Below are 23,733 nucleotides of genomic sequence, written 5' to 3'. Positions count from 1 at the left end.
CTCCATGCTAATCACCCAACACGCACGATACGCAAGTTCATTCGGTTCCGTAGCCGAAGACGCCTCTTCCCCGGTCTGACTCCGTACGGCAGCATGGCACGCGTCATGGGGAGGACACGATGAGTGACGGAGGGGCAATGAGCGATGGTGTCCTTCAGCTAGCTACCCGCACACGCCTGCACTCGTTAACCGACGGCTGGCACGGCGCGTGGTCTCAGCACGTGGGCCGCGGCGTGGGGGCACAAGACCCAAGCCCTGCGCGAGCGAGTCCTGACGAAGCGCAGGCGCTGCGCGGAGCAGAGGGCCTGCGTGCGGGGTGGATGTAGTGCGTACGAGCATCCGGATCGGAGCGAAGCGTCAATCTCTGCTTTGCTGTCTGCCGTACAGGGAGGATGGCGGTCCTCGGTACTCGGTGACGGCCTGGCAAGGGGGGTACGCCAAGGACGAGGCACTGCGGAGCGCCGAGTTGACGCGCTCCGCCTTCGGGGTCGCGGAGGAGAAGGACCAGGTCGGCGGGCGTTGGCTGGGGCGCAGTGTCCTTCCCAGTGGGGGTGGGGCGGTACGCGCTGGACTACGAGGGCCGGGGGAGGGTGCGCCGTCCTTCAGCGCTTCGGAGCGTGAGGCGCAGCGGGAGCTGCTGGCCAGTTGTGCGCGGGCGGAAGCGGAGCGGTACTGCTGTTGTGAGCTAAGCCTGCTGGTATGCCGGGTCGGGATAGGTGGGCGGAAATTCAGGATTCCGTCGAGCCGGGGCACTTATGGGCCGGGCTGCAATCCTGCAAGGTATCGACCCAGAAGATGATGACGACTCAATGGATTCGATGTGGAAACGGCGAGGAAGCAAGGCGTTGATGGTTATGTTTCTGTTCGCAGCCGCGCATGTGTGTTGCTCGGGCGGTGAATAGTGATGGCCGGGTGGCGCTCGAAGGGGATAGCTGTAACGCTGGCAGTGGTGGTATCAGCCTCGGTGTGGTGGGTCTATTCCGAGACCAATGTGCTTGCCAGCGGTGATTTCTGTGGCGGTCTTGTGGAGCAGGACGACGTCCAGGCGGTGCTGGAGCACGATGGTCGGCTGTCGGCTTCAGGAAACCTCGAGTCGGTCTTCTCTCAGTGTGTTATCAGCGGTAAGGGATTCTTTCCTCCTGGTATGAGTTCTAGTGCCACCTTAAGGATCAGGACCGCGGGTGCCGGATATCCAATATGGCGGGAAAGCATCGCCGTTGACACTGGTCACTCACTTTTTGATGGTGTTTTCTTCGGAGCTGTAACCGCTAGCGGGGGATGGATTGTCTTTCCTTCGCAGTGCGAGGACTGGGAGAGCGTTGTCGGGAGGGACATCGGGGGGACGAGCTGACGCTTCAGGTGTTCATCGATCACCCTGCAGGTGGTGAAGATGCTACGGATAGCACGATTGATCTGCTGACGGCAGTCGGGCAGCGGCTGAGTGAGATGGCGGGATGCCCTGCTGTGGAGCAGGGGTCGTACACGCTGTCAGCGCTGGGGGGCAGCGGTCCGGTTCAGACGTTGGATCCGGAATCAGTGTGCGGTATCGAAGGGTTTACCCTCCCAGGGGACGCAGATCCCCGTTATGAAGGGGAAACGCTGGAGCAGCGGGTGCGGAATGAGGCAGGGGTATGGCTATGTGATATCTGGCTCCCTGGTGATGACATCCCAGATATCACTGCGGCCGTGGTGCAGAATAACAGCTTGATCGACACTATCCGTACTGCTGGTACTGAGGTCGAACCCTGCGACCGCATCCCGACCTACCTCACCACTTCGGAGTCCAAAGAATACCGCGATCGAACCATGTTCAAGGATACCGAGGAGTACCCCTCGGTGGTTTTTCAGGGAGCTCTCGAAGAGAGTGTCCGTGAAGTTCTTGGCTGCGATTCCTAGTCTTGGCTATTTGCAGGCATAGTATGTGCCTTAAGTCTTCGTTTTTGTGCGGCGGATCTTAGTGTCGGTAAGCGGACATTGTTGAGTGCCATAGGTGCCCGTGATCAGCTCTGTTTTCGTCGCGTCCCCAGTGAGGGAGTTTTTTCATCCGGTTTCTGCTGCGCTAGGTAACGTCCTGGTACGGGGTGTGCGCCAAGGGGCAAGGTGCGAGCAAGCGGGGATAGCTCTGGGGCTGCGGAGGAGAGGGGCAGAAAGCGGCGGTGCGGCTCTTGATTGCTGGGAGGAGTGAACTTCTTGCAGGCGGGGAAGAAGGGTATAGTTTTCTGGGTCGGTGTTTTTGCCGGTTCCTTGGTGCTCGTAGTTCTCTTAACTTATGTCCTGTTTGAGGGATTTCCGCGTTGGAACGCGCAGTGCGACGTTGCGAACTCGTGCTCCGGTCAGCTGGCTGTGGCGGAGATCAGAGACGTCTTGAACAGTGATGATCTGAAGACGGGTACTTATGCCGGCGGCAGTGGTATCTACTGGGAGCAGGTCTGTGTGATATCTCCCTGGGAGGGAGATGAGAGCGAAGTCCGGGTAGCGATCGGCTACATGAACCAGCTCGAGTACATCTCCAGAACGACACCGGGGATCGGCCGGGAAGTTCCTGCCGCTATTGGCCATGGCTGGAGCGGTTTCGTAGCAGCGGATGAACGTGCGGCCAGCGCAACCGTTACCGTCCGTTGTGGTGAAACAGAAGACTTGATAGTGCGGGCGGATTACGAGGCCGCAGACCGTGGTGAGCGCGGGGATGATGCCCCCGACCCTACCTCCGCGGATTATGCGGCCTTGGCCCGTGTGGCGACGGGTACGGCCGCCAATGTGGCTGCGGACCAACAGTGCGAGTCCGAGCTTGGGGGTGAGGTGAACGAGCTGGACGTCCCTTCCCTGGATGACGCAGTGCCGGTGCAGCAGGCCGATGGGTTGTGCGGGAGTCTTCCTGGTTTCCAGGAGCTTGCCAGCACACTGGGTGTGGTCTCAGTTGTGGACGGGTCTGCCGGATCGGCGCCACTGTCGGGTTGCCGGCTGCAACTCAGCGACGACGGGCAGACGTACGTGCTGCTGTCTGCGTCGTACGGGGGCTACGCAGTAGAGGAGACGAGGCACACCGTTGAACTGGCGGAGAGCGCATCCGGTGTGGCGGAAGAGGACAGCCAGGTGGTGAGAGCCTGGGCTCAGGCGGAGTGTCCCGCTCCCTTCCGCATCGGGCGGTATGCGCTCCGCGTTGTGGCGGAGGAGGGAAGCCCGGCGTACTCGCGGGAGCAACGTGCCGTGCAGCGCGAGCTGCTGGCCAGTTTCGCGCGGGCGGAGGCGGAGCGGTACGGCTGTTCCGAGCTGAGGGTGCCGTAGTGCCGGGCTGACGGCGTGCGGCAGTTCCTGGTGCCCGGTCCCGGCGGCAACCGCGTCCGCGTCAGCCAGCCACGAGCCCGGGAAGAGGGGCGGACGCCCGCGCCGGCGGAGACCCGGCCGCCGCCGCGGAGGTGCTGACGAGCCGGCGGCTGACCGGGCTGTGCCAGGAGCGGCAGGCGTCAGACGGCTGATTCGCGCTTCACGTCGAGGACGTCGACGCGGTGGAGCTGGAAGACCTCCCACATCCGTTCGGGGCCCTCCGCCTCCACGAACTCGATCTCCGGATCCGTCAGCGGTATCAGCGTGATGATCTGCATGGCGATGGCGCCCGCCTCGTTCCACACCAGGTCGAACTCCTCGCCGAACAGCGGGCTCGGGTGGGCCAGCAGCCCGCAGATCTCCGTGCCCTCCACGAGCGGCCGTCGGTTGTCGAAGTGGAAGCCGTACTCCAGTCCTCGCTGGTGCTTGAGCGTCAGCCGGGCCATGGCATCGGTGAAGTAGCGGGCGATGTGCCGCTGGTCCTCGTACAGCGTGCAGACCAGCTCCTGCGGCTGGAGCGTGGTGATGTCCTGGAAACGCAGCCCGTTGGTGATGACGGAGGCGACCCCGCGGTCCTCCAGGCGGTACTCGACCAGGTCGTATCCCCGGTGGCCCTCGCTGGTCTCGCCGGACTCGATGTCACATATCCGGCCGAGGAAGCGTTCCAGGTGGTCGAGAAGCTTCGGGGCGGCGGTGGGCGAGGTCATGTGGGGGGCTCCTGCTTGGTCGTCAGGTGGCCGGACCAGCACGGATGCGTGGGGGTGCGGCCCGGCGCGATCGGTTCGCGGAAGATCGTGGCATACATGTCCTGGTCCGTCGCCGGGACAAGTGCGGTGAATTCGCACAGCCACGCGCCGCTGGCCGCGCCGGAGCCGCCCGTTACGCGGCCATCCGCAGGTAGCGCCCGGTCAGCGAGGCGGGGGCAGGCGGCCAGGCCGGCCGGGGTGCCCTCGAAGACGACGCTGCCGCCGTCCGGCCCCGAGCCCGGCCCGAGGTCGATGACGTGGTCGGCCGCGGCGATGACGCGCGGGTGGTGCTCGATGGCGACGAGCGTCGCCCCGCCGTCCACCAGGTCGCCGAAGAGCGCGAGCAGCCGGTCCACGTCGACGCCGTGGAGCCCGGCGGCCGGTTCGTCCAGCACGATCCGCCGCTCGGAGAGCTTTCCCGCCGGCACGCTCCAGCCCCTGGGTGAGGACCGGTGCCGCTACACCGCCGAGGCCGACTCCTATGAGTGGCTCGCCACTGTCCTGGTGCTGTCGGGCGTCGAGTTCACGGTCGAACGCCCCGCAAGGTTCGGGGCGTTCCTCGTCGGCGCGGCCCGCCGCCTGCTGCGCGGCGCGGCAGCCGCCGGGGAAAACCTCTAGCGGCGACCGCACCGGCCCCCGTACCGTCGTCGGCCATGAAGCTGCTGTCCGTGAACATCGGCAGGCCACGGCCCAATCCCTGGAAGGGGATCGAGGCGACTGGCATCGACAAGCGGCCCGTCGAGGGGCCCGTCGCCGTCGCCGCGCCCGGTCCCAAGGGGACCGGCGCGGTCGGGCTCGCGGGCGACCGCGTGTTCGACGTGCAGCACCACGGCGGGGACGACCAGGCCGTCTACGCCTACGCCCGCGAGGACCTGGACCGCTGGCAGGAGACGATGGGCAGGGAGCTGTCCAACGGCGTCTTCGGCGAGAACCTCACCACCGTCGGGGTCGACGTCAACGGCGCGCGCATCGGCGAACGCTGGCGCGTGGGCCGCGGCACCGTGCTGGAGGTGTCCTGCCCGCGTACCCCGTGCGGCACGTTCGAGGGCTGGCTGCGGCGCGAGGGCTGGATCAAGGAGTTCACCCGCGCCGCCGTACCCGGTGCCTACCTGCGGGTCATCGAGCCCGGTGAGATCAGCGCCGGTGATCCGGTGGAGATCGTGCACCGCCCGGACCACGACGTCACCATCGCCGTGGTCTTCCGCGCCTTCTTCGGTGAACCGGAGCTGCTGCCGCGCCTGCTGGCGGCCGACGCCTTGCCGGAGGACATCGCGGCGCTCGTACGCCGGCGCGTCGCGCGTCCGGACGGGTGACGGCGGCGCGCTCCGGCCGCACAATGGGCCGATGGGGAGGAAAAAGCTGACGCCGCCGCCGGGGGAGCCGCGGCGTTACTGGGAGCGCACGGCGCCGGGCGACGCGGAGCGGGCGACGCGCGCGGGCCAGCCGCCGGACCTGACGGGGTTTGAGGACTTCGTGGCCAGGGTGGATCCGCTCGGCAGCCCATGGGCGGTGCCGGTCGCTCTCGTCCTGCTCGCGGTGGTCTGCGGCGGCGCGTCGTTCCTGGCGGGCGGCGTGGCCGAGCCGGCGCTGCTGCTGGCGGCGTGCGGCTGCGCGGTCGCCGTGCCGCTGGTCTACGCGTGGAACGTGCGGCAGCGCGACGCCTGGCTGGAGCGGTGCCACCGCGTGTTCCTGGCGCACGGGCTGGTCGTCGAGTCCCGCTCGCTGTGCCTGCACGCGCCGCCCGGCGACGCCCGTGACCGCGCCTGGGTGCTTATCGACGTGCGCACGCCCCCCGAGCAAGCCGCGCGCCTGCACGCGGCGTTCGGCGCCTGGCTGTGCGCGGCCCGCGCCGACCCCCCGCTGTGGGCGCGGGTCAACCGGTGGCTGCGCCAGGGCACGCCGCTGGTGCCCAGCGAGCGCATCTTCGGGCCGGACGCGGCCGGGGGCTACCTGGCGGGCGGCTGGCCGGGCGGCTCGCGGTGGATGGTGGTGATGCCCTCCGACCACCGCGCGCCGGATCCGGTGCGCAGCGGCTGCCTGCTGCCGGTCCGCGACTGCGACGGCTCGCTCGAACCCGTCCCGGTCCTCGGCCCGCCGGAGTGACGCGGCGCGAGGCGGCTCATGGCCGCGGCCAGAGACGGCCGTCGCGCGCTCCATGCGGCCGCTCGCGCCGCGGGTGCGGGTTGCTCAGGTGCATGTGGTGCCCGGGCAGCATGGTCGCGAACCTGACCGCGTGCGCGGGTTCTCCGATGGGATGCACCGCTGCGCGAGGGGGATCCCGCGTCACGACGGTGCCCGCTTCGGGCCGGGCCGTGCGGGCGGCTCTCCCTCACCGGCGGCCCACAACGGGTGGTCTCCGCGGATGCGGCTCGTCAGCGGCAGGACACGCCTCGTCGTTTTACATGCGCTATGCATGCGATGTGTACGATGCACGCTCGCTCGGCTCGTCCGCTCCGTCAGCTCCTCCCGGAGGATCCGTGACCGGCTCCGCGCCCGCAGCCCGCCCGGGCGGTGTCATCGGTGTGCTGGCCTTCGCCGGCATCGTCGCCGCCCTCACACAGACGCTCGTGGTGCCGCTGATCGGAGACCTGCCGAGGCTGCTCGGCACCACCGCCTCCAACGCCTCCTGGGTCGTCACCGCCACGCTCCTCGCGGGCGCCGTCACCACTCCCGTCGCCGGCCGCCTCGGGGACCTCTACGGCAAGCGCCGCATGATGCTCGTCGCCTGCGGCCCCCTCCTCGCCGGGTCCGTGCTGTGCGCGGTGTCCTCCTCCGTCGTGCCGATGATCGCCGGACGCGGCCTGCAAGGCATGGGCATGGGCATCGTGCCCCTCGGCATCAGCGCGCTGCGCGACCTGCTGCCGCCGGAACGCCTGGGCACGGCCATCGCCCTGATGAGCTCGTCCATGGGCATCGGCGGCGCGTTCGGCCTGCCGCTGTCGGCCGCCGTCGCCGAGCACGCCAGCTGGCGCGCGCTGTTCTGGGGCTCCGCCGGGCTCGCCGCCGCGATCACCGCCCTGATCTGGCTGCTGATCCCCGCCACGCCCCCGGCCGCCCGCGCGGGCGGCGCCCCCCGGCGCTTCGACGGCGTCGGCGCGATCGGCCTGGGCAGCGGGCTGGTCTGCCTGCTGCTGGCCGTCTCCAAGGGCGGCGACTGGGGCTGGGGCAGCGGCACCACGCTCGGCCTGTTCGCCGCCGCCGCCGTGGCGCTGCTCGCCTGGGGCTGGTGGGAACGGCGCACCCCCGCCCCGCTGGTGGACCTGCGGCTCGCCGCCCGCCCGCAGGTGCTGCTGACCAACGCCGCCTCGCTGGTCGTCGGCTTCGCCATGTACGCCCAGTCGCTGATCGTGCCGCAGCTGCTCCAGCTGCCCGAGGAGACCGGCTACGGGCTGGGCCAGTCCATGCTGGCCATGGGCCTGTGGATGGCGCCCTCCGGCCTGGTGATGATGGCCGTCTCGCCGCTGGGTGCGCGGCTGTCGGCGGCGCGCGGCCCCAAGTTCACGCTGTGCGCGGGCAGCCTGGTCATCGCCCTCGGCTACGGCTCGTCGGTGTGCCTGCTCGGCTCGACGTGGACCCTGCTGGTCGTCACCTGCCTGTGCACCGCGGGCGTCGGCCTCGCCTACGGCGCCATGCCCGCGCTGATCATGGCCGCCGTGCCGCGCTCGGAGACCGGCTCGGCCAACAGCTTCAACACCCTGATGCGCTCCATCGGCACGTCCGTCTCGGCCGCGGTCGTCGGCGTCGTGCTGGCGCAGATGACCACCGAGTTCGCCGGGCACGCGCTGCCGTCCGAGGCCGGCTTCCGCACCGGCATGCTCATCGGCTGCGGCGTCGCCCTGGCCGCCGCCCTTATCGCCGCCACGATCCCCGCGCGGACGCCGGACGCCCGCGACGGCCAGTCCACCGGGGAGGGGCCGGCCGCGCCGCCCGCCGAGGAGCCCGCGGCCGCCCGCGCCTGAGCGCCGCGCGGCACGGCGGGGGACGGCCCGGCTCGAGCCTGGCTTGACCCTCACGTCGCGTGAGGACTCAGGGTGGGACGGCATGAGCGAGCACTTCGACGCCTTCCAGATCAGCCCCGTCCCCGCCCTCCGGCCCCGGCGTGAGGCCGCCCGCGCCGTTCCGCGGCATCTACGCGATGCCCGCAGGCGGCGCGGAACCGCGCCGCCGTCGGCATCACCCCGCCGGACACCGGCGACGGCGCTGTGGACCGTACCCGCGACACGGGGGACCATGCCTGACGCCGCGCGTACCGGTGACACCGCGGGCCTGACCGTCGGCCGGCCGCGGCGCGCCTGGGCGTGACCGTCCGCACCCTGCACCACTGGGACGCCACCGGCCTCGCCCGGCCGTCGCTGCGCACGCCCGCCGGGGACCGGGACGCTGCGCCCGTCTTCCGCCGCTCCCGGTTGCCTGGTCAGATGCCCGGCTGCCTGGCGTGTGAAGGACGGGTGCCCGCGCGGGGTGGATCACATGGGAGATCGATGGATACACCGGTGCGGGAATGGCTTCCGGGCCTTACGATCGTTCTCCTGCTCGCCAGCCTCCCTACGAGCGACTGGGGACGCGATCATGAACAGCGCTTATGAACTACCTGCCGAGGACCGGGAAGAGTTCGAGCAGGTCCTCGAGGAAGCGCTGCGCACGTACCGGTTGTCCACCGGCGCTGACGAGCAGCGGCTTACGGAACTGCGGGCCGAGGCGCTGCGCATGCTGCCCGCCCTCGCCGCTGCCGCCCAGAGCGAGTACAGCAGGTTCGACCGGCTGCGGCGCCGGTACGGCGCCGCCCCGGGAACTCCCGCGCTGCCTAGGGCACTTCGCTCGGCCAGCACGGAGGAACGTTCCGGCGGACCGGGCGTGCTGGCCGCCGTGTTCGCGCTGGTGCCGGTGCTCAGCACCGTGACCGCGCTCGTCTTCCTCACCGTCGGGTACGGGCTCGGCCTGACCGACGCCGAACCCGCCCTCGCCGCACCGATGCGGCAGGCCGGCTGGGCGTTCGCGGCCATGGCAGCGATGGGCGTGGTGGTCGCCGTGATCGCACTCGTCGTGGCGGCCGTGCGCAACAGCTCGGCGACCGCCATCCGCGCGCAGCGCCCGGTTGAAGAGATCGCACGGGCGCGCGAGGAGTGGCGCCGGGCCCTGTACGACCACGGCATCATGCCGTTCCTCCGCGCACACGGCGCTCCGCGGGACGGGCACGCCAGCCGGCGCACGCCGCGGCTCCGCTTTTCCAGCCCGGAGTTCACCAGCCCCGACTTCTCCTCTCACCCCGACGAGAGCGCCGAGCCGCGCCAGGCGCTGCGGCCCCGCTACACGCATCCGAGCTTCTCCGGGCCCGAGTTCCTGCGGCCGGCGTTCTCCAGCCCGGCCGAGACCGGGGCGGACGACGACAGTGAGACGAAGCCGCTGCCCGGGCCGCGCGGTGAGCTCGGATACGCCCCTCCGGACTACTCGGCCCCCCAGTACGACGGCCCGGAGTTCGGCAGCCCGCGCGCCCACGGAGGCCGTTCTGGCCGTGGTCCGGGATCCGCTCAACCGGACGACGACAGCCCGGACTTCACCAGCCCCGCCGAGGAGGACACCGACCCGGAGTGACCCGGGTGGCACGCCGGAGACCATCCGGATGAGCGAGGGGAGAGCGGGGAACGGTGGCAGTGGAGCCACTCGCGGCGACGGATCCGCGGCAGGCAGGGCGGTACCGGCTCACCGGGCGTCTCGGTTCGGGCGGCATGGGTCGCGTCTGTCTGGGGCGTTCCCCGAGCGGGCGGTACGTCGCGGTGACGATGGTGCGGCCCGAGCTGGCCGACGCCCCGGGGGTCCGGCGCCGGTCCGCGCGGGAGGTGGCGGCGGCGCGGAAGGTCACCGGGTTCGTCACGGCGGCCGTCGTGGCCGCTGACCCGGACGGCTCCCCGCCATGGCTGGCCACCGCCTACGTGCCGGGGCGGCTGTGGGGCGCGCACCTGTCCCACACGGTCATCAGCGGCGGGCTGGCGGGCTGCTACCTGCCGCAGGCGGACTTCGGCGATGACGGCTCCGGCCTGTGGTGCTGCCTGCTCGGCTACGTGTTCCTCGCCTACGGCGTCGTCCGGTTCCCCGGAGCGGCCAGGCGCCGCTGACGGCCCGGCGCACGGCGGCGCGGCCCGCCGGGGAGGCAACGGGCCGCGCCGGGCACCGTGGTGCGGCAGCAGGTCAGGAGGCGACCTGCTCGGCGATGTCGTCGGAGAAGGCCGTCACGCGTGTGTAGACGCCGTAGTACCCGGACCGGGCACAGCCGTTGCCCCAGGAGACGATGCCCGCCAGCGTGCCGTCGATGACGACCGGGCTGCCGCTGTCGCCCTGGCAGGAGTCGACGCCGCCCTCGGGCAGACCGGCGCAGACCTGCGTGTCCGGGTCGTACGGCAGGAGCCAGTTCTCGTAGGCCGCCGTGCAGTCGGCGTCGGAGACGACCGGGACCTGCGCCGTCATCAGCTGGTCGGGGGAGGGGCCGCCCTCCCGGATGTCACCCCAGCCCAGCAGGGTGGCCGTGTTGCCCTCGGTGTACAGGTCGGTGTCGTCGGCTCCCGCGACGGGGAGGGTCTCGTACGGCATGTCGTCCGCCAGGGTGAGGACGGCGACGTCGGCGGTGAAGGCGTCCGGGTCCCAGTCGGGGTGGATCCACACGTCGGTGACCTCGCGGACCGTGCCGTCGGTGCCGCCGAGCTCGGTGCGCCCGCCCACGACGTTCACCTCGTCGGGCGCCGTGTCCTCCACGCAGTGGGCGGCGGTGACGACCTTGGTCGGCGCCACCAGGGCGCCGCCGCAGAACTGGAAGTTGCCCGGGGTCGTCAGCTGCATGATGAACGGGAACTCGTCCGTGGTGGCGGGGGTTCCGCCCACGATCAGCGTGGACGTGTCGGAGGCGGTCGCGGTGCCGGGCAGCGCGACCGCGGCGGCGGCAGCGGCGGTGGCGAGGGCGAGAGCCGCGGTGGCACGGCGGCCGGTTCGGAACGTCATAGTGCTCCCTCAGGGTGGACGACGTGTCGTCATGGACACGTTTGACCCTTCCACTCAACCGGGCTGAGGGAGCGTTGGGCAGGTATCCGGTGTCAGAGGTCCGTGTCTGTTTTGTGTCCGCCGGCGCCACGGCCCGCCGGCGGGCCGTGGCGCCGGGGCCGGCCCCGGCGGCTCAGACGCGGACGGGCTCGCTGTCCTCGCTGGCGAGCTGGCGCTGGAGGCGCTCGCCCTCGATGTCGAGGTTGGGCAGCGCCCGGTCCAGCGGCCCGGGCAGCCACCAGGCGGCGCGGCCGAGCAGCGACATCACCGCGGGGACGAGCGTCATCCGGACGAGGAACGCGTCGATGACGACGCCGAGCGCCAGGGCGAAGCCGATCGACTTGATGATCAGGTCGTCCATGAAGATGAACCCGGCGAAGACGGACGTCATGATGACGGCGGCGGCGGTGACGACGCGGCCGTTGTGGCCCAGGCCGTTGATGGTGGCCTGCCGCGCGGTGTCGCCGTGGACGAAGTCCTCCCGCATCCGGGAGACGAGGAACACCTCGTAGTCCATGGCGAGCCCGAACAGGATGCCGATCAGCAGGATCGGCAGGAAGCTCACCAGCGGCGCCTCCGTCTCCACGCCGAACACGCCGGCCAGGTGGCCCTGCTGGAAGACCGCGACCGTGATGCCGAACGTCGCGGCCACCGTGAGCAGGAAGCCGAGGGCCGCCTTCAGCGGCACCAGCAGCGAGCGGAACACCAGCATCAGCAGCAGCACCGACAGGCCCACGACCAGCAGCAGGTAGACCGGCAGGGCGTCCGCCAGCGTCTCGGAGACGTCGATGGCCAGCGCCGTGGTGCCGGTCAGGGAGATGTCGGCGCCGTCGATGCCGGCGACCTGGTCGCGGATGGCGTGCACCATGTCCTCGGTCGCGGCGTCGCTGGGCCCGGTGGCCGGGGTGATGTTCAGCAGCGCGGTCGTGCCCTGCTCGTTCGGCTGCGGCGGGGTGACGGCCAGGACGTTCGGGGTGTCCTGGATCAGCCCGGCGGCCTCCTGCGCGGCGGCCTGCGTCGCCTCCGGGGTGCCGGCGCTGACGACCGCAACCAGGCGGCCGTTGAAGCCCTCGCCGAAGCCCTCGGCCGTCAGGTCATACGCCTCGCGCGCCGGGGAGCCCTCGGCGGCCGTGGAGGCGTCGGGCAGCGCGAGCCGCATGTCCTGTGCGGGCAGCGCCAGCAGGCCCAGGCCCGCGACGGCCGCGACGATCACCGGCACGCGCAGCCGCGTCACCAGCGTGCCCCAGCGGTAGGCGAAGCCGGGCCGCTCGCCGTCCCCGGCCGGGGCGGGCGCGGCGCCGCGCTGCTTGCGCGGCAGCACCTTGCCGCCCGCGAAGCCGAGCACGGCGGGCAGCAGCGTGAGCGCGACCAGCACGGCCACGGCCACGGTCGCGGCGGCGGCCAGGCCCATCACGGTCAGGAACGGGATGCCGACCACCGACAGGCCCGCCAGCGCGATGACGACGGTCGCCCCGGCGAAGACCACCGCCGAGCCCGCCGTGCCGGTGGCGCGCCCGGCCGCCTCCTCGGGGGCCACGCCGTCCAGGACGTACTGGCGGTAGCGGGAGGTGAGGAAGAGCGAGTAGTCGATGCCGACGGCCAGCCCCAGCATCAGGGCCAGGATCGGCGCGGTCGTCGACAGCTCCACGACGCCGCTGAGCGCGTACAGGCCGGCCATGCCGACGCCGACCCCGATCAGCGCGTTGGCCAGCGTCATCCCGGCCGCGACCAGCGAGCCGAACGTCAGCACCAGCACCAGCGCGGCCACCACCACGCCGACGACCTCGGTGGCGCCGACCTCCACCTCGGGCACGTTGGCGACCTCGCCGCCGCGCTCTACGCGCAGGCCCTCCGCCTCGGCCGAGGCGCCGACCTCCTGGTACGCCTCCTGCTGCGCGTCGGTGACGTCCTCGGCGGGGCTGTCGAACTGGACGGAGATCAGCGCGTACCGGCCGTCCGGGGAGACGGCGCCGGTCTCGAACGGGTCCAGGGCGGCGATCACGCCGGGTACCCGCGCCGCCTCCTGGACGACCGGCCCGAGCGTGGCCGCGTCCAGCGTCTCGCCCTCGGGCGCGGCCACGACGATGGTGCCGGTGGCGCCCGACGCCTGCGGGAAGTCGCGCTCCAGGGCGTCCAGGGCGCGCTGCGACTCGGTGCCCGGCATCGTGAAGTCGTCGGCGATCTGGCCGCTGAACGCGGCCGCGCCGCCGCCGAGGAGGGCGAGCAGCAGCAGCCAGACGGCGACCACGGGGCCGCGGCGGCGGAAGGAGAGGCGGCCGAGACGGTAGAGCAGGGTAGCCATGGGCGTTGGTGTGCCTTTCGGCGGTTGTGAGGCGATCGTGGTACCTCACGCCACTGTGCCGCACGCGGGGGCGGTTCGTCGTCACCCGCCCGCAGACAGTCGCGGCTGCTGCGAACGCAGCAGACCGGCGGCGGCCGCTGGCGCGGCCTCAGGTGCCGGGCCTGACCAGGCCGCTCTGGTAGGCGATCACGACGAGCTGGGCCCGGTCGCGGGCGCCGAGTTTGGTCATCGCGCGGTTGACGTGCGTCTTGGCGGTCAGCGGGGTGACGTGCAGGCGTTCGGCGATCTCCTGGTTGGACAGGCCGAGCGCGGTCAGCGTCATCACCTCGCGCTCGCGGGGCGTCAGCGCGTCCAGCCGCACGTCGGCGGGGCGCTCGCCGGGCGCGGGCTGGGACAGGAAGCGGGAGATGAGCTGGCGGGTGGCGGTGGGGGAGAGCAGCGCGTCGCCGGTGGCGACCGTGCGGATGGCCTGGAGCAGCTCGGCCGGGTCGATGCCCTTGCCGAGGAAGCCGCTGGCCCCGGCGCGCAGCGCGTCCACGACGTACTCGTCCACCTCGAACGTCGTCAGGATCAGCACCTTCACCCCCGCCAGGTCCTCGTCCTCGCAGATGCGGCGGGTCGCCTCGATGCCGTCGAGCCCCGGCATGCGGATGTCCATCAGCACCAGGTCGGCGCGGTGGGTGCGGGCGCGTTCGACGGCCTCCTCGCCGGTGGCGGCCTCGGCGACGACCTCCATGTCGTCGGCGCTGTCGATGAGGAGCCGGAAGGTGCCGCGCAGCAGCGCCTGGTCGTCGGCGAGGAGGACGCGGATGGTCATGGGCCGATTGTCTCGTCCGTCTCGCCGGGCGCGGGCAGCGGCAGCACGGCCTCGACGCGGTAGCCGTGCGGGCGGGCGGGGCCGGCGGTGAGGGTGCCGCCGGCGGCCGTGGCGCGCTCGCGCATGCTGACCAGGCCGTGTCCGCCGCTGTGCCCGCCGCCGGACGGGGTGCCGGCCGGGCCGGCGGCGGGGGCGCCGCGGCCGTCGTCGGTGACGGTCAGGCGCAGCGTGTCGGGGCCGTAGTCGAGGCGGATCCGGGCGGTGGCGGCCGGGCCCGCGTGCTTGCGGGTGTTGGTCAGGGCCTCTTGCAGGATCCGGTAGGCGGCCAGGTCCACGGAGGGCGTGGCGGGGCGGGGGGTGCCGGTGCGGTCGGCCTCGACCGGCAGGCCGGCGCGGCGGAAGGCGGCGATGAGGCCGTCCAGGTCGTCCAGGCCGGGCAGCGGGTCGCGCGGGTCGGGGGCCTCGCCTTCCTGCCGCAGCAGGCCGACGGTGGCGCGCAGCTCGTCGAGGGCGGCGCGGCTGTTCTCCTTGAGCTGGCCGAGCGCCTGGTAGGCGGCCTCCGGGTCGGTGCGGACGAGATGCTGGGCGACGCCGGTCTGGGCGTTGACCAGGGTGATGTGGTGGGCGACGACGTCGTGCAGGTCGCGGGCGATGCGCAGGCGTTCCTCGGTGACGCGGCGGGCCGCCTCCTCCTCGCGGGTGCGTTCGGCGTGCTCGGCCCGCTCGCGCAGCGCCTCCAGGCGGGCCCGGTTGGAGCGGACGGCGTCGCCCAGGGCGGTGGCGAGGATGACCAGGTCGAACGTGGCCACCGTCCGCGCGGACAGCAGGGGCTGCTGGTAGGACAGCGCCAGCAGCGGGGTGACGACCAGGGCGATCGCCAGCCCGGCCCGCCAGGCGGTGCGGCGGGGCGTGCGCGAGGCTGCGGTGTAGAGGGCGACCAGGCTGGCGGCCGGGGTGAAGCTGGTGTGCGGCCCGAGGGCGGCGTAGAGCAGCTCCATCAGCAGCGTCGCGGCCGTCACCAGCCAGGGGGCGCGGGTGCGCCAGGCCAGCGGCACGCACGAGACGACCGTCCAGGCCACGATGCCGGGGCGGGGCTCGTGCCAGCCGCCGGACTCGGTGGCCATCGACGCGGGGAGCGACATCATGGACACCGCCAGGCCCGGCAGGGTGTCCCGCAGCCGCGGGTGCCGGGCCAGCAGCTTCCTGACGCGTTCCGGCAACGAGTCGGTCATCCGCACTCCCTCAGCCATACCGAGCGCACGGCATCAAGGGTGCCGCCGCGGCCGGGGCGCGTCATTTTCCGGGCGATTCTCCGGGCACGGACACTGCGGGTACCGCGTCCGCAGCAGGCGGCCGCCGCACCCGTGACGGTGCCGGCGCGCCGGTCACCGCCGTGGTGCCGCTTCCAGCAGCCGCTCGATGACGAGGGCGACGCCGTCCTCCTCGTTGCTGGCGGTGCGGTGCGTTGTCGCGGCCAGGATGCGGGGGTGGGCGTTGGCCATGGCGTACGACGTGCCCGCCCACGCCAGCATCTCCAGGTCGTTCGGCATGTCCCCGAAGGCCACGACTTCCTCCGGTGCGATGCCGTGGCGTTCGCAGCGCTGCGCCAGCGTGCTGGCCTTGCTGACGCCCGTGCCGCTGATCTCCAGCAGCGCGGTCGGGCTGGAGCGGGTGAACTCCCCGTGCTGCCCGGCGGTCTCCCGCGCCAGGTCGAGGAACGCGTCGGGGTCGAGCGTCGGGTGGTGTGCCAGCAGCTTGAGCACCTCGCCCGGCGCGGTGAGCAGCTTCTCGGCCGTGGCGACGGCGAGCGCCTGCTCGGCGTGGAGCGGCGGGTAGTCCGGCTCCAGGCTGATGCCGCCGGCCCGTTCGACGGCGAACGTCACACCGGGCGCGGCCTCGCGCAGCAGCGCCACGGTCGCCAGCGCGTCGTCCGCCGGCAGCCCGCGCACCTCCACCAGCTCGGCGCCCCGGTGCAGGTCCACGACGGCCGCGCCGTTGCCGCAGATGGCGATGCCGTGGCCGTGGACGTGCTCGCTGACGACGCCCAGCCAGCGCGGCGGGCGGCCGGTCACGAAGATCACCTCGATGCCCGCCTCCTCGGCGGCGGCGAGGGCGGCGACGGTGCGGCCGGAGACGGTCTTGTCGTCACGCAGCAGCGTGCCGTCGAGGTCGGTGGCGATCAGCCGGGGCACGGGAGGTGGCATGGTCACTGAGCATATGCCCGCACATTTGCGCGCAGAAGAACACGAATGGTGACGGGTGCTGAGGTTGTCGCGATGCGGTGCACGTCTGTCCGAAACCGGCGGCCAAGGCCCTACGCTGGCTGGTTATGGCTGTCGAATCCGCCGCCGCACCGCCGCTGCGGCTGTCCACGGTGATCCTGCCCGTGTTCCGCTGGGCGGACAACGGCGCACGGACCTGGCGGCACGCCGAGGAGCTGGGCTTCCACGCCGCCTACACCTACGACCACCTGTCCTGGCGGAGCTTCCGCGACCGGGCCTGGTTCGGCGCCCTGCCGACGCTCACCGCCGCGGCCACCGTCACCGAGCGCATGCGGCTGGGCACCATGGTCGCCTCGCCGAACTTCCGGCACCCCGTCGCGTTCGCGAAGGAACTCATCACGCTCGATGACGTGTCGGGCGGCCGGATCACCCTCGGCATCGGCGCGGGCGGCAGCGGCTTCGATGCCACGGCGCTGGGCAATGAGGCCTGGGACAAGCGCGAACGGGCCGACCGTTTCGCTGAGTTCGTGCGGCTGCTGGACCTGCTGCTGAGCGAGGACCGCAACGGCGGGCCGCGCAGTGGCGGGGTGTCCTACCGGGGCGACTACTACTCGGCCCACGAAGTGCGCACCATTCCCGGATGCGTACAGCGGCCGCGTCTGCCGTTCGCGCTCGCCGCCACCGGCCCGCGCGGCATGCGCCTGGCCGCCCGCCACGGGCAGTACTGGGTCACCACCGGCGACCCGGCGTCCTTCGACGGCACGGCCGAGGACTTCTGGGCGGCGCTGGCGCGGCAGACCGAGCGGCTGGACGCGGTCTGCGAGGCCCAGGGCCGGGAGCCCGCCGCGCTGGGGCGGATCATGCTCGACGCCAGCGGGACGCCGGCGGGCGTCTCGGCGGTGGCCTCGCTCGACGCGTTCGTGGACTACGCCGGCCGCTGCGCCGAGCTGGGCTTCACCGAGATCGTGATCCACTGGCCGGTCCCCGACTCGGTCTTCGCGGCCGACATGGCCGTCTTCGAGCGCATCGCCACCGAAGGGCTGGCGCAGCTGGCGGCGTGAGGCGGCGCGCCCCCGCCGGCCGTCAGGAGCCGGGCGGCAGGGCCGCGACGGCCTCGATCTCCACCAGCTGGCCGGGGTAGCCGAGGACGGTGACGCCGAACAGCGTGCTCGGCGCGTCGTGCGCACCGAACGCGTCGCGCACCACCCGCCACGCCGTCACCAGGTCCTGCCGCTGGTCCGAGGCGACGAGGACCCGGGTGCTGAGGACGTCCTCCAGCGTGGCGCCGGCGTCGGCCAGCGCGGTCCGCAGGTTCACCACGCACACCGCGGCCTGGCCGGCGACGTCGCCGGGCGCGGCGGTGGTGCCGTCCCGGTTCAGCGGGCAGGCGCCGGCGAGGAAGACCAGGCGGGCCCCGGCGGGAGCCGTGGCCGCGTAGGCGTACTCGGCATCGGCCAGGGACGGGGAGCGGATCAGGGTGACGGCGCTGGGCATGGCGGCAGTCTGGCAGCCCCGCCGGGGGGTGCTCGACCGCTTTTCCGGGCGCCGGCCGGCCCGTCGCATACACCTTCCGCGCTGAAAGTTCTCGGCGCACCGTTCCGTCACCGCTGGTTGACCGTTCCTTCACAGGGCTAGGCCACAGAGTTCTCCCGGAATCCCTTTACGGGCCGGGGAGTTGTGTGCGTCACTTATGACGCGCTCACGCCAAGCAGAATCTACGCGCGGCGACTCTGTAACCCCCACAAGTCCATGACGCCCCGGAAGGAAGTCATGATGTCCCTCAGCTCGCGTCGCTCGACCAGACCGCGCCGCCGGGCGCTCACCCTCGCCGGCGTCGTCACGGCGGCCCTCGCACTGCTGCTCTCCCCCCTCACCCCGGCCCATGCCGCGGCCCCCGCCGCCGGCGAACCCCAGGACCTCGAGCTGGGCGACCTGCAGCCCGGCGAGGCCTTCATGGGCGCCGGCGCCCTGATCCACGGCGAGGAAGCCCCCGCAGACACCGGCGAGGAGCCCGCCACACCGCTCCAGTCCCGCGTGCCCGGCATCGACGTCTCGCACTGGCAGGGCACGATCAACTGGTCCTCGGTGCGTTCCGCCGGCATCCAGTTCGCCTGGATGAAGGCCACGGAGGGCACCAACTACACCGACCCGAGTTTCGACCGGAACTACCCGGCCGCCCACGCCGCCGGCGTCATCCGCGGCGCGTACCACTTCGCGCTGCCCGACCGCTCCAGCGGGGCCACCCAGGCGAACTTCTTCGCCTCCAACGGCGGCGCCTGGTCGGCTGACAACCTCACCCTCCCGGGCGTGCTGGACATCGAGGCCAACCCCTACGGCGCGCAGTGCTACGGCCTGTCCACCTCGCAGATGCGCTCGTGGATCACCGACTTCTACAACACGTACCGGTCCCGCACCGGCCGTGACATCGTGATCTACACCAGCCCCAGCTGGTGGAACACCTGCACCGGCGGCTGGTCCGGCATGGCCAGCCTCAGCCCGCTGTGGGTGGCGCACTGGACCTCCGCCTCCAGCCCGACGCTCCCCACCGGCTTCTCCATCTGGACGGTCTGGCAGTACACCAGCACCGGCTCGGTCAGCGGCATCTCCGGCAACGTCGACCGCGACTGGTTCAACGGCTCGCGGGACCGGCTGCTTGCTCTGGCGAACAACACCCCGTAAGACCGCTTGCAACCGGTGGAGCCGGTCCCGGCCGGCTCCACCGGCGTCCCCCCACACTTCTCCCTCCCTCACCCCCACACCCCAAGGAGTCACCGTGCCCGGTCCGCACCAGGTCAGCCGCCGCGCCCTCCTCGCCGGCACCGCCGGTCTCGCCGCCACCACCGCCGCCGTCACGCTCCCCGGCCTGACCGGAAGCGCCGCCGCGGCCGTCCCCGCACCCGCCATCGACTCCACCGCCGACTGGGACGCCCGCCCGCCCGGCGGCGGCATCGACGTCCTGCCCGACAGCCCCGTCAAGATCATCGTTCACCACAGCGTCAGCGAGAACGTCACCGACTACTCGCGCGCCCAGGCCCACGCCCACGCCCACTGGGTGCAGGACCTGCACATGGACGACAACGGCTGGGTCGACACCGGCTACCACTTCGTCATCAGCCGCGGCGGCTACATCACCGAGGGACGCCACGGCAGCCTCGACGTCCTCACCGCCGGAAGCGGCCACGTCATCGGCGCCCACACCTCGGGCCAGAACTACGACGCACTCGGCATCTGCAACGAAGGCGCCTACCACGACGGCGCCACTCCGCCGGAGGCCCAGTGGGAGGCCCTGGTGTCGCTGTGCGCCTACGCCTGCCAGCAGTACAACATCGCGCCGTTCGAGATCTACGGCCACCTCGACTTCGGCTCGACGCTCTGCCCCGGCATCTACCACGACATGCTCCCCCAGCTGCGCGCCGAGGTGGAAGCCGCCGTCAGCTAGCCCCCTCGCGGCCCGGAAGCGCGGGGGGATCCGGGGAACCCGGAAGAACAAGGCCCCGCGCCCCTAAGGGGAAAGGGCACCGGAGTAGGGGCCGGGTTCCTGGCCGGCAGGTACCCCAGGCTGACGCCGTCCGCGCCCCGTCGGGACTAGCTTCGCTTCCGTGACCGCAACCACTCGCGCCCCCGACGCGCCGACACACGTGATACGGACCCACGGGCTCACCAAGCGGTACCCGGGGGTCACCGCACTCGACAGCCTGACCGTGGACATCGGGCCCGGAGTCACGGGCCTCGTCGGTGCCAACGGCGCGGGCAAGTCCACCCTGATCAAGCTGCTGCTGGGCCTCGCCCCCGCCACGGCGGGCCAGGCCCAGGTGCTCGGCAGGGACTGCGCCACCGAGGGCAGCGCCATCAGGGAGCACGTCGGCTACATGCCGGAACACGACTGCCTGCCGCCGGACGTCTCGGCGACCGAGTTCGTGGTGCACATGGCCCGCATGTCCGGCCTGCCGCGGACCGCCGCGCGCGAACGCACCGCCGACACCCTGCGCCACGTCGGGCTGTACGAAGAGCGGTACCGCCCCATCGGCGGCTACTCCACCGGCATGAAGCAGCGGGTCAAGCTCGCCCAGGCGCTCGTGCACGACCCGCAGCTGGTGCTGCTCGACGAGCCGACCAACGGCCTCGACCCGGCCGGCCGCGACGAGATGCTCGGCCTCATCCGCCGCGTCCACACCGAGTTCGGCATCTCCGTCCTCGTCACCTCCCACCTGCTCGGCGAGCTGGAGCGCACCAGCGACCACATCGTCGTCATCGACGGCGGCAAGCTGCTGCGCGCCCAGACCACCGCCAGCTTCACCGAGACCACCGCCTCCCTGGCGCTTGAGGTCACCGACACCGACGAGCACCCCGACGGCGCGGCCGCGCTGCGCACCGCCCTGAGCCAGCGGGGCATCGACGCCACGCCGGCGCCCGGCCAGCTCGTGCTCGTGGACGCCACCGACGACACCATCTACGACACCGTCCGCGACACCGTCGCCGACCTGGGCCTGGGACTGGTCCGTATGGAGCAGCGGCGCCACCGCATCGCCGAGGTCTTCCAGGACGACACCGCCGGACCGCGTCAGCACGAGGGGGCACACCCGTGACCACGCCAGCGCCATCCAGCGCGGCGGCCGCCGGCGCCGCCGACGCCCGCATCCACGACATCGGCTATCGCCGCTACGAGGGCACCCGCCTGGGCCGCGGCTACGCGCGGCGGTCGCTGTTCGTCCACTCGCTGCGCGGCTGCTACGGCATCGGCAGGTCGGCCCGCTCCAAGGTGCTGCCCATGGGGCTGTTCGCCGTCATGGTGCTCCCCGCCTTCGGCATGGTGGTCGTCCTCGCGGCCGCCGGCGGCGACCTGCCCGTGGACTACCGCGAGTACCCGCTGTTCATGCAGCCGGTCCTGGGGCTGTTCCTGGCGCTGGCCGGGCCGCAGCTGGTCTCGCTCGACCTGCGGTACCGGACGACGCCGCTGTACTTCTCCCGGCCGATCGAGCGGTCCGACTACGTGGCCGCCAAGTTCGCCGCGCTGTCCACCGCGGTGTTCCTGTTCACCGCCATCCCGGTGACGGTGCTGTACGCCGGAGGCCTCCTCACCGGGCTGAGCGTCACCGAGGAGACCGACGACTTCGCGCTCGGCCTGGCCGTCTGCGCCGTGTACGCCGTGCTGCACGCCGCCATCAGCCTGCTGACGGCGTCCCTGACGCCGCGGCGCGGCTTCGGCGTCGGCGCCATCATCGGCGTGCTGACCATCCCGTACTTCGCCGTGACCGCGCTCCAGGGCGTCGCCGACGTGCAGGGCAGCGACGCCGTCGGCTGGCTCGGCCTGTTCTCTCCCGGCACGCTGACCGACGGACTCCAGAGCGCGTACCTCGGCGGCGTCTCGCAGTTCCCCGGGCAGGCGGAGGTCCCCAGCGCGGCCGGGCCGCTGTACGTGCTCGTCATCGCCGGGATCACCGCCGCCTGCTACCTGCTGCTGCTGCGCCGCTACCGCCGCGCGGGACTGTGAGGACGAGGCTTCGCCATGACAACGATCGAAATCCGCAACACCTCGCGCTGGTTCGGCAACGTCGTCGCCGTCAACGACGTCACGATGGACATCGGACCCGGCGTCACCGGCCTGCTCGGCCCCAACGGCGCGGGCAAGTCCACGCTGATCCACATGATGAGCGGCTTCCTCGCCCCCAGCTCCGGCACCGTCACCCTCGACGGGGCGCCGATCTGGCGGAACGTGGAGTCGTACCGGAAGATCGGCCTGGTGCCCGAACGCGAGGGCATGTACGACTACCTGACGGGCGGCGAGTTCGTCCTCGCCAACGCCGAACTCCACGGCCTGCCCAACCCCCGCGCCGCCGCCCAGGCCGCCCTGGAGACGGTCGAGATGACCCACGCCGCCTCCCGCCGCATCGGCACCTACAGCAAGGGCATGCGGCAGCGCGTGAAGATGGCGTCCGCACTCGTCCACCAGCCGGACGTGCTGCTGCTGGACGAGCCGTTCAACGGCATGGACCCGCGCCAGCGCATGCACCTGATGGAGCTGCTGCGCCGCATGGGCGACGACGGGCGGACCGTGCTGTTCTCCTCCCACATCCTGGAGGAGGTCGAGCAGCTCGCCTCCCACATCGAGGTGATCGTCGCCGGGCGCCACGCCGCCTCGGGCGACTTCCGCCGCATCCGCCGCCTGATGACGGACCGGCCGCACCGCTACCTGGTGCGCTCCAGCGACGACCGGGCGCTCGCGGCGGCCCTGATCGCCGACCCCTCCACCAGCGGCATCGAGGTGGACACGGCCGAGGGCGCGCTGCGCGTCCAGGCCGTCGACTTCGCGCGCTTCACCCACCAGCTGCCGCTGCTGGCCCGCGCCAAGGGCATCCGCCTGCTGGAGGTCTCGCCCTCCGACGAGTCCCTGGAAAGCGTCTTCTCCTACCTGGTGGCCTCCTGATGCTGTACAACCACACGGTCGCGCGCCTGACATACAAGGCCCTGCTCGGCCGCCGCCGCGCCCTGATCCTGCTGAGCCTGTCCGCGCTGCTGCTGGTGGTCTCGGCCGGGGTGCGCCTGATCGGCGACGCCGACGACCGCACGTCCACGGAAGTGCTCATCGGCTTCGCGCTGGCCGCCATGACGCCGCTCGTCGGCGTGATCGCCGGTACCGGCGCCATCGCGCCGGAGATCGACGACGGCTCCATCGTCTACCTGCTGTCCAAGCCGCTGCCGCGGCGGACCATCATCGTCACCAAGCTGCTGGTGGCCATCGGCGTCACCGTGGCGTTCACGACGGTCCCGACGCTGGTCGCCGGGGTCATCCTCAACGGCAACAGCCAGCGCATCGCCGTGGCGTTCGCGGTGGCGGCGGGCGCCGCGTCGGTCGCCTACAGCGCCGTCTTCCTGCTGCTGGGCACCGTCTCACGCAACGCCGTCGTCTTCGGCCTCGCCTACGCGCTGATCTGGGAGGCGTTCGTCGGGCAGCTGGTCTCCGGGGCCCGGGCCCTCAGCGTCCAGCAGTGGGCCCTGGCCGTGGCCGACCGGATCGCCTTCGACGGCGTCGACATCACCTCGGAGGTCTCGCTGACCACCGGGATCATCCTGCTCGCCGTCACCACCGTCCTGGGCACCTGGTACGCCGCGCGGCGGCTGAGCATGCTGACCGTCGCCGGGGGCGACTGAACCGGGCCCGGCGGCGGTGCGCCGCCGGGCCGCCGCCGCCCGCCCGGCCTGTGGATAACCCGTCGCCGTGCTGGTGATGGCGGATAACCGCAGGTCAGCGCGGCCGTTGCGGACACGCCGGGCTGCCGTGAGCGGCCCGGCGAC

General features: G+C 71.9%; 22 protein-coding genes and 1 pseudogene. 15 read left to right on the top strand and 8 right to left on the bottom strand.

Annotated features, from left to right (window positions below; all coding sequences use genetic code 11):
- Positions 1–1,359 precede the first annotated feature (1,359 nt).
- Together JK356_RS15175 and JK356_RS15170 are read left to right on the top strand one after the other, a co-directional pair.
- Positions 1,360–1,896: a hypothetical protein gene (locus JK356_RS15175; protein ID WP_201868426.1), complete on the top strand. Its 537-nt coding sequence runs from the start codon at positions 1,360–1,362 to the stop codon at positions 1,894–1,896.
- Between the two features lie 285 nt (positions 1,897–2,181).
- The gene (locus JK356_RS15170; protein ID WP_201868425.1) at positions 2,182–3,285 is read left to right on the top strand and encodes a hypothetical protein; all 1,104 of its coding nucleotides are present in this window, start codon (positions 2,182–2,184) and stop codon (positions 3,283–3,285) included.
- 179 nt (positions 3,286–3,464) lie between these two features.
- Here JK356_RS15170 and JK356_RS15165 read toward each other — a convergent pair whose 3' ends face one another.
- Positions 3,465–4,031: a suppressor of fused domain protein gene (locus JK356_RS15165; RefSeq protein WP_201868424.1), complete on the bottom strand. Its 567-nt coding sequence runs from the start codon at positions 4,029–4,031 to the stop codon at positions 3,465–3,467.
- On the bottom strand, positions 4,028–4,498 hold the full coding sequence (locus JK356_RS22560; protein WP_201868423.1) for a hypothetical protein: 471 nt from the start codon (positions 4,496–4,498) through the stop codon (positions 4,028–4,030). The genes JK356_RS15165 and JK356_RS22560 overlap by 4 nt, the downstream gene beginning before the upstream one ends.
- A gap of 225 nt (positions 4,499–4,723) precedes the next feature.
- On the opposite strand from JK356_RS22560, the gene JK356_RS15155 reads away from it, so the two are divergent.
- The 6 genes and pseudogenes from JK356_RS15155 to JK356_RS22380 all read left to right on the top strand — a co-directional run bounded on the left by JK356_RS15155 (position 4,724) and on the right by JK356_RS22380 (position 10,183).
- Positions 4,724–5,383 carry an MOSC domain-containing protein gene (locus tag JK356_RS15155; RefSeq protein WP_201868422.1) on the top strand — a complete coding sequence of 220 codons (660 nt, stop codon included), beginning with the start codon at positions 4,724–4,726 and terminating at the stop codon, positions 5,381–5,383.
- Positions 5,384–5,414: 31 nt separating this feature from the next.
- Positions 5,415–6,173: a hypothetical protein gene (locus JK356_RS15150; RefSeq protein ID WP_201868421.1), complete on the top strand. Its 759-nt coding sequence runs from the start codon at positions 5,415–5,417 to the stop codon at positions 6,171–6,173.
- 374 nt (positions 6,174–6,547) lie between these two features.
- Positions 6,548–8,029, top strand: a complete 1,482-nt coding sequence (locus tag JK356_RS15145; RefSeq protein WP_307815598.1) for an MFS transporter — start codon at positions 6,548–6,550, stop codon at positions 8,027–8,029.
- 271 nt (positions 8,030–8,300) lie between these two features.
- Positions 8,301–8,446, top strand: a pseudogene (locus JK356_RS15140) (MerR family DNA-binding transcriptional regulator); the annotation flags it as partial.
- Positions 8,447–8,639: 193 nt separating this feature from the next.
- On the top strand, positions 8,640–9,662 hold the full coding sequence (locus JK356_RS15135; protein ID WP_201868417.1) for a hypothetical protein: 1,023 nt from the start codon (positions 8,640–8,642) through the stop codon (positions 9,660–9,662).
- A 53-nt stretch (positions 9,663–9,715) separates the two neighbouring features.
- On the top strand, positions 9,716–10,183 hold the full coding sequence (locus tag JK356_RS22380) for a hypothetical protein (protein WP_201868415.1): 468 nt from the start codon (positions 9,716–9,718) through the stop codon (positions 10,181–10,183).
- 73 nt (positions 10,184–10,256) lie between these two features.
- Here the strand turns inward: JK356_RS22380 and JK356_RS15125 are convergent, their stop codons facing one another.
- The 5 genes from JK356_RS15125 to JK356_RS15105 all read right to left on the bottom strand — a co-directional run bounded on the left by JK356_RS15125 (position 10,257) and on the right by JK356_RS15105 (position 16,422).
- Entirely contained in the window at positions 10,257–11,060 is an 804-nt protein-coding gene (locus JK356_RS15125; protein ID WP_201868414.1) for a trypsin-like serine protease, read from the bottom strand.
- 172 nt (positions 11,061–11,232) lie between these two features.
- A complete protein-coding gene (locus JK356_RS15120; protein ID WP_201868412.1) occupies positions 11,233–13,401 on the bottom strand; it encodes an MMPL family transporter in 2,169 nt (722 codons plus the stop codon).
- A gap of 148 nt (positions 13,402–13,549) precedes the next feature.
- Positions 13,550–14,218 carry a response regulator transcription factor gene (locus JK356_RS15115; RefSeq protein ID WP_201868410.1) on the bottom strand — a complete coding sequence of 223 codons (669 nt, stop codon included), beginning with the start codon at positions 14,216–14,218 and terminating at the stop codon, positions 13,550–13,552.
- Complete coding sequence (locus JK356_RS15110) at positions 14,215–15,450, bottom strand: sensor histidine kinase (RefSeq protein ID WP_236671334.1); 1,236 nt, start codon at positions 15,448–15,450, stop codon at positions 14,215–14,217. The genes JK356_RS15115 and JK356_RS15110 overlap by 4 nt, the downstream gene beginning before the upstream one ends.
- 153 nt (positions 15,451–15,603) lie before the next feature.
- Entirely contained in the window at positions 15,604–16,422 is an 819-nt protein-coding gene (locus JK356_RS15105; RefSeq protein ID WP_201868407.1) for a Cof-type HAD-IIB family hydrolase, read from the bottom strand.
- 125 nt (positions 16,423–16,547) lie between these two features.
- Between JK356_RS15105 and JK356_RS15100 the strand changes: the two genes are divergently transcribed.
- Complete coding sequence (locus tag JK356_RS15100; protein WP_201868406.1) at positions 16,548–17,501, top strand: LLM class flavin-dependent oxidoreductase; 954 nt, start codon at positions 16,548–16,550, stop codon at positions 17,499–17,501.
- A 22-nt stretch (positions 17,502–17,523) separates the two neighbouring features.
- Here JK356_RS15100 and JK356_RS15095 read toward each other — a convergent pair whose 3' ends face one another.
- A complete protein-coding gene (locus JK356_RS15095) occupies positions 17,524–17,934 on the bottom strand; it encodes a RidA family protein (protein WP_201868405.1) in 411 nt (136 codons plus the stop codon).
- A gap of 279 nt (positions 17,935–18,213) precedes the next feature.
- Here JK356_RS15095 and JK356_RS15090 point away from each other — a divergent pair, with 279 nt between their 5' ends.
- The 6 genes from JK356_RS15090 (at position 18,214) to JK356_RS15065 (ending at position 23,589) form a co-directional block, all read left to right on the top strand.
- Positions 18,214–19,119 carry a lysozyme gene (locus JK356_RS15090; protein ID WP_201868470.1) on the top strand — a complete coding sequence of 302 codons (906 nt, stop codon included), beginning with the start codon at positions 18,214–18,216 and terminating at the stop codon, positions 19,117–19,119.
- A gap of 94 nt (positions 19,120–19,213) precedes the next feature.
- Positions 19,214–19,879, top strand: coding sequence for a peptidoglycan recognition family protein (locus tag JK356_RS15085; RefSeq protein ID WP_201868404.1), 666 nt, complete (start codon positions 19,214–19,216; stop codon positions 19,877–19,879).
- Positions 19,880–20,078: 199 nt separating this feature from the next.
- Complete coding sequence (locus JK356_RS15080; RefSeq protein WP_201868469.1) at positions 20,079–21,026, top strand: ABC transporter ATP-binding protein; 948 nt, start codon at positions 20,079–20,081, stop codon at positions 21,024–21,026.
- Positions 21,023–21,931, top strand: a complete 909-nt coding sequence (locus JK356_RS15075; RefSeq protein ID WP_201868403.1) for an ABC transporter permease subunit — start codon at positions 21,023–21,025, stop codon at positions 21,929–21,931. The genes JK356_RS15080 and JK356_RS15075 overlap by 4 nt, the downstream gene beginning before the upstream one ends.
- 15 nt (positions 21,932–21,946) lie before the next feature.
- Positions 21,947–22,864: an ABC transporter ATP-binding protein gene (locus tag JK356_RS15070; protein WP_201868402.1), complete on the top strand. Its 918-nt coding sequence runs from the start codon at positions 21,947–21,949 to the stop codon at positions 22,862–22,864.
- A 2-nt stretch (positions 22,865–22,866) separates the two neighbouring features.
- Positions 22,867–23,589: an ABC transporter permease subunit gene (locus JK356_RS15065; RefSeq protein ID WP_201868467.1), complete on the top strand. Its 723-nt coding sequence runs from the start codon at positions 22,867–22,869 to the stop codon at positions 23,587–23,589.
- Positions 23,590–23,733: the final 144 nt, after the last annotated feature.

Source organism: Streptomyces sp. 7-21, from assembly GCF_016741785.1.
In the GTDB taxonomy this organism is placed as follows: domain Bacteria; phylum Actinomycetota; class Actinomycetes; order Streptomycetales; family Streptomycetaceae; genus Streptomyces.
Note: the sequence above shows the minus strand (reverse complement) of the source record. Positions and strands in the feature narration are given on the sequence as shown.

Coding starts and splice junctions, on each gene's coding strand:
- JK356_RS15165 (WP_201868424.1), bottom strand. CDS start 4,031: ATGACCTCGCCCACCGCCGCCCCGAAGCTTCTCGACCACCTGGAACGC.
- JK356_RS15155 (WP_201868422.1), top strand. CDS start 4,724: ATGAAGCTGCTGTCCGTGAACATCGGCAGGCCACGGCCCAATCCCTGG.
- JK356_RS15150 (WP_201868421.1), top strand. CDS start 5,415: ATGGGGAGGAAAAAGCTGACGCCGCCGCCGGGGGAGCCGCGGCGTTAC.
- JK356_RS15135 (WP_201868417.1), top strand. CDS start 8,640: ATGAACAGCGCTTATGAACTACCTGCCGAGGACCGGGAAGAGTTCGAG.
- JK356_RS15125 (WP_201868414.1), bottom strand. CDS start 11,060: ATGACGTTCCGAACCGGCCGCCGTGCCACCGCGGCTCTCGCCCTCGCC.
- JK356_RS15120 (WP_201868412.1), bottom strand. CDS start 13,401: ATGGCTACCCTGCTCTACCGTCTCGGCCGCCTCTCCTTCCGCCGCCGC.
- JK356_RS15115 (WP_201868410.1), bottom strand. CDS start 14,218: ATGACCATCCGCGTCCTCCTCGCCGACGACCAGGCGCTGCTGCGCGGC.
- JK356_RS15110 (WP_236671334.1), bottom strand. CDS start 15,450: ATGACCGACTCGTTGCCGGAACGCGTCAGGAAGCTGCTGGCCCGGCAC.
- JK356_RS15105 (WP_201868407.1), bottom strand. CDS start 16,422: ATGCCACCTCCCGTGCCCCGGCTGATCGCCACCGACCTCGACGGCACG.
- JK356_RS15100 (WP_201868406.1), top strand. CDS start 16,548: ATGGCTGTCGAATCCGCCGCCGCACCGCCGCTGCGGCTGTCCACGGTG.
- JK356_RS15095 (WP_201868405.1), bottom strand. CDS start 17,934: ATGCCCAGCGCCGTCACCCTGATCCGCTCCCCGTCCCTGGCCGATGCC.
- JK356_RS15090 (WP_201868470.1), top strand. CDS start 18,214: ATGTCCCTCAGCTCGCGTCGCTCGACCAGACCGCGCCGCCGGGCGCTC.
- JK356_RS15070 (WP_201868402.1), top strand. CDS start 21,947: ATGACAACGATCGAAATCCGCAACACCTCGCGCTGGTTCGGCAACGTC.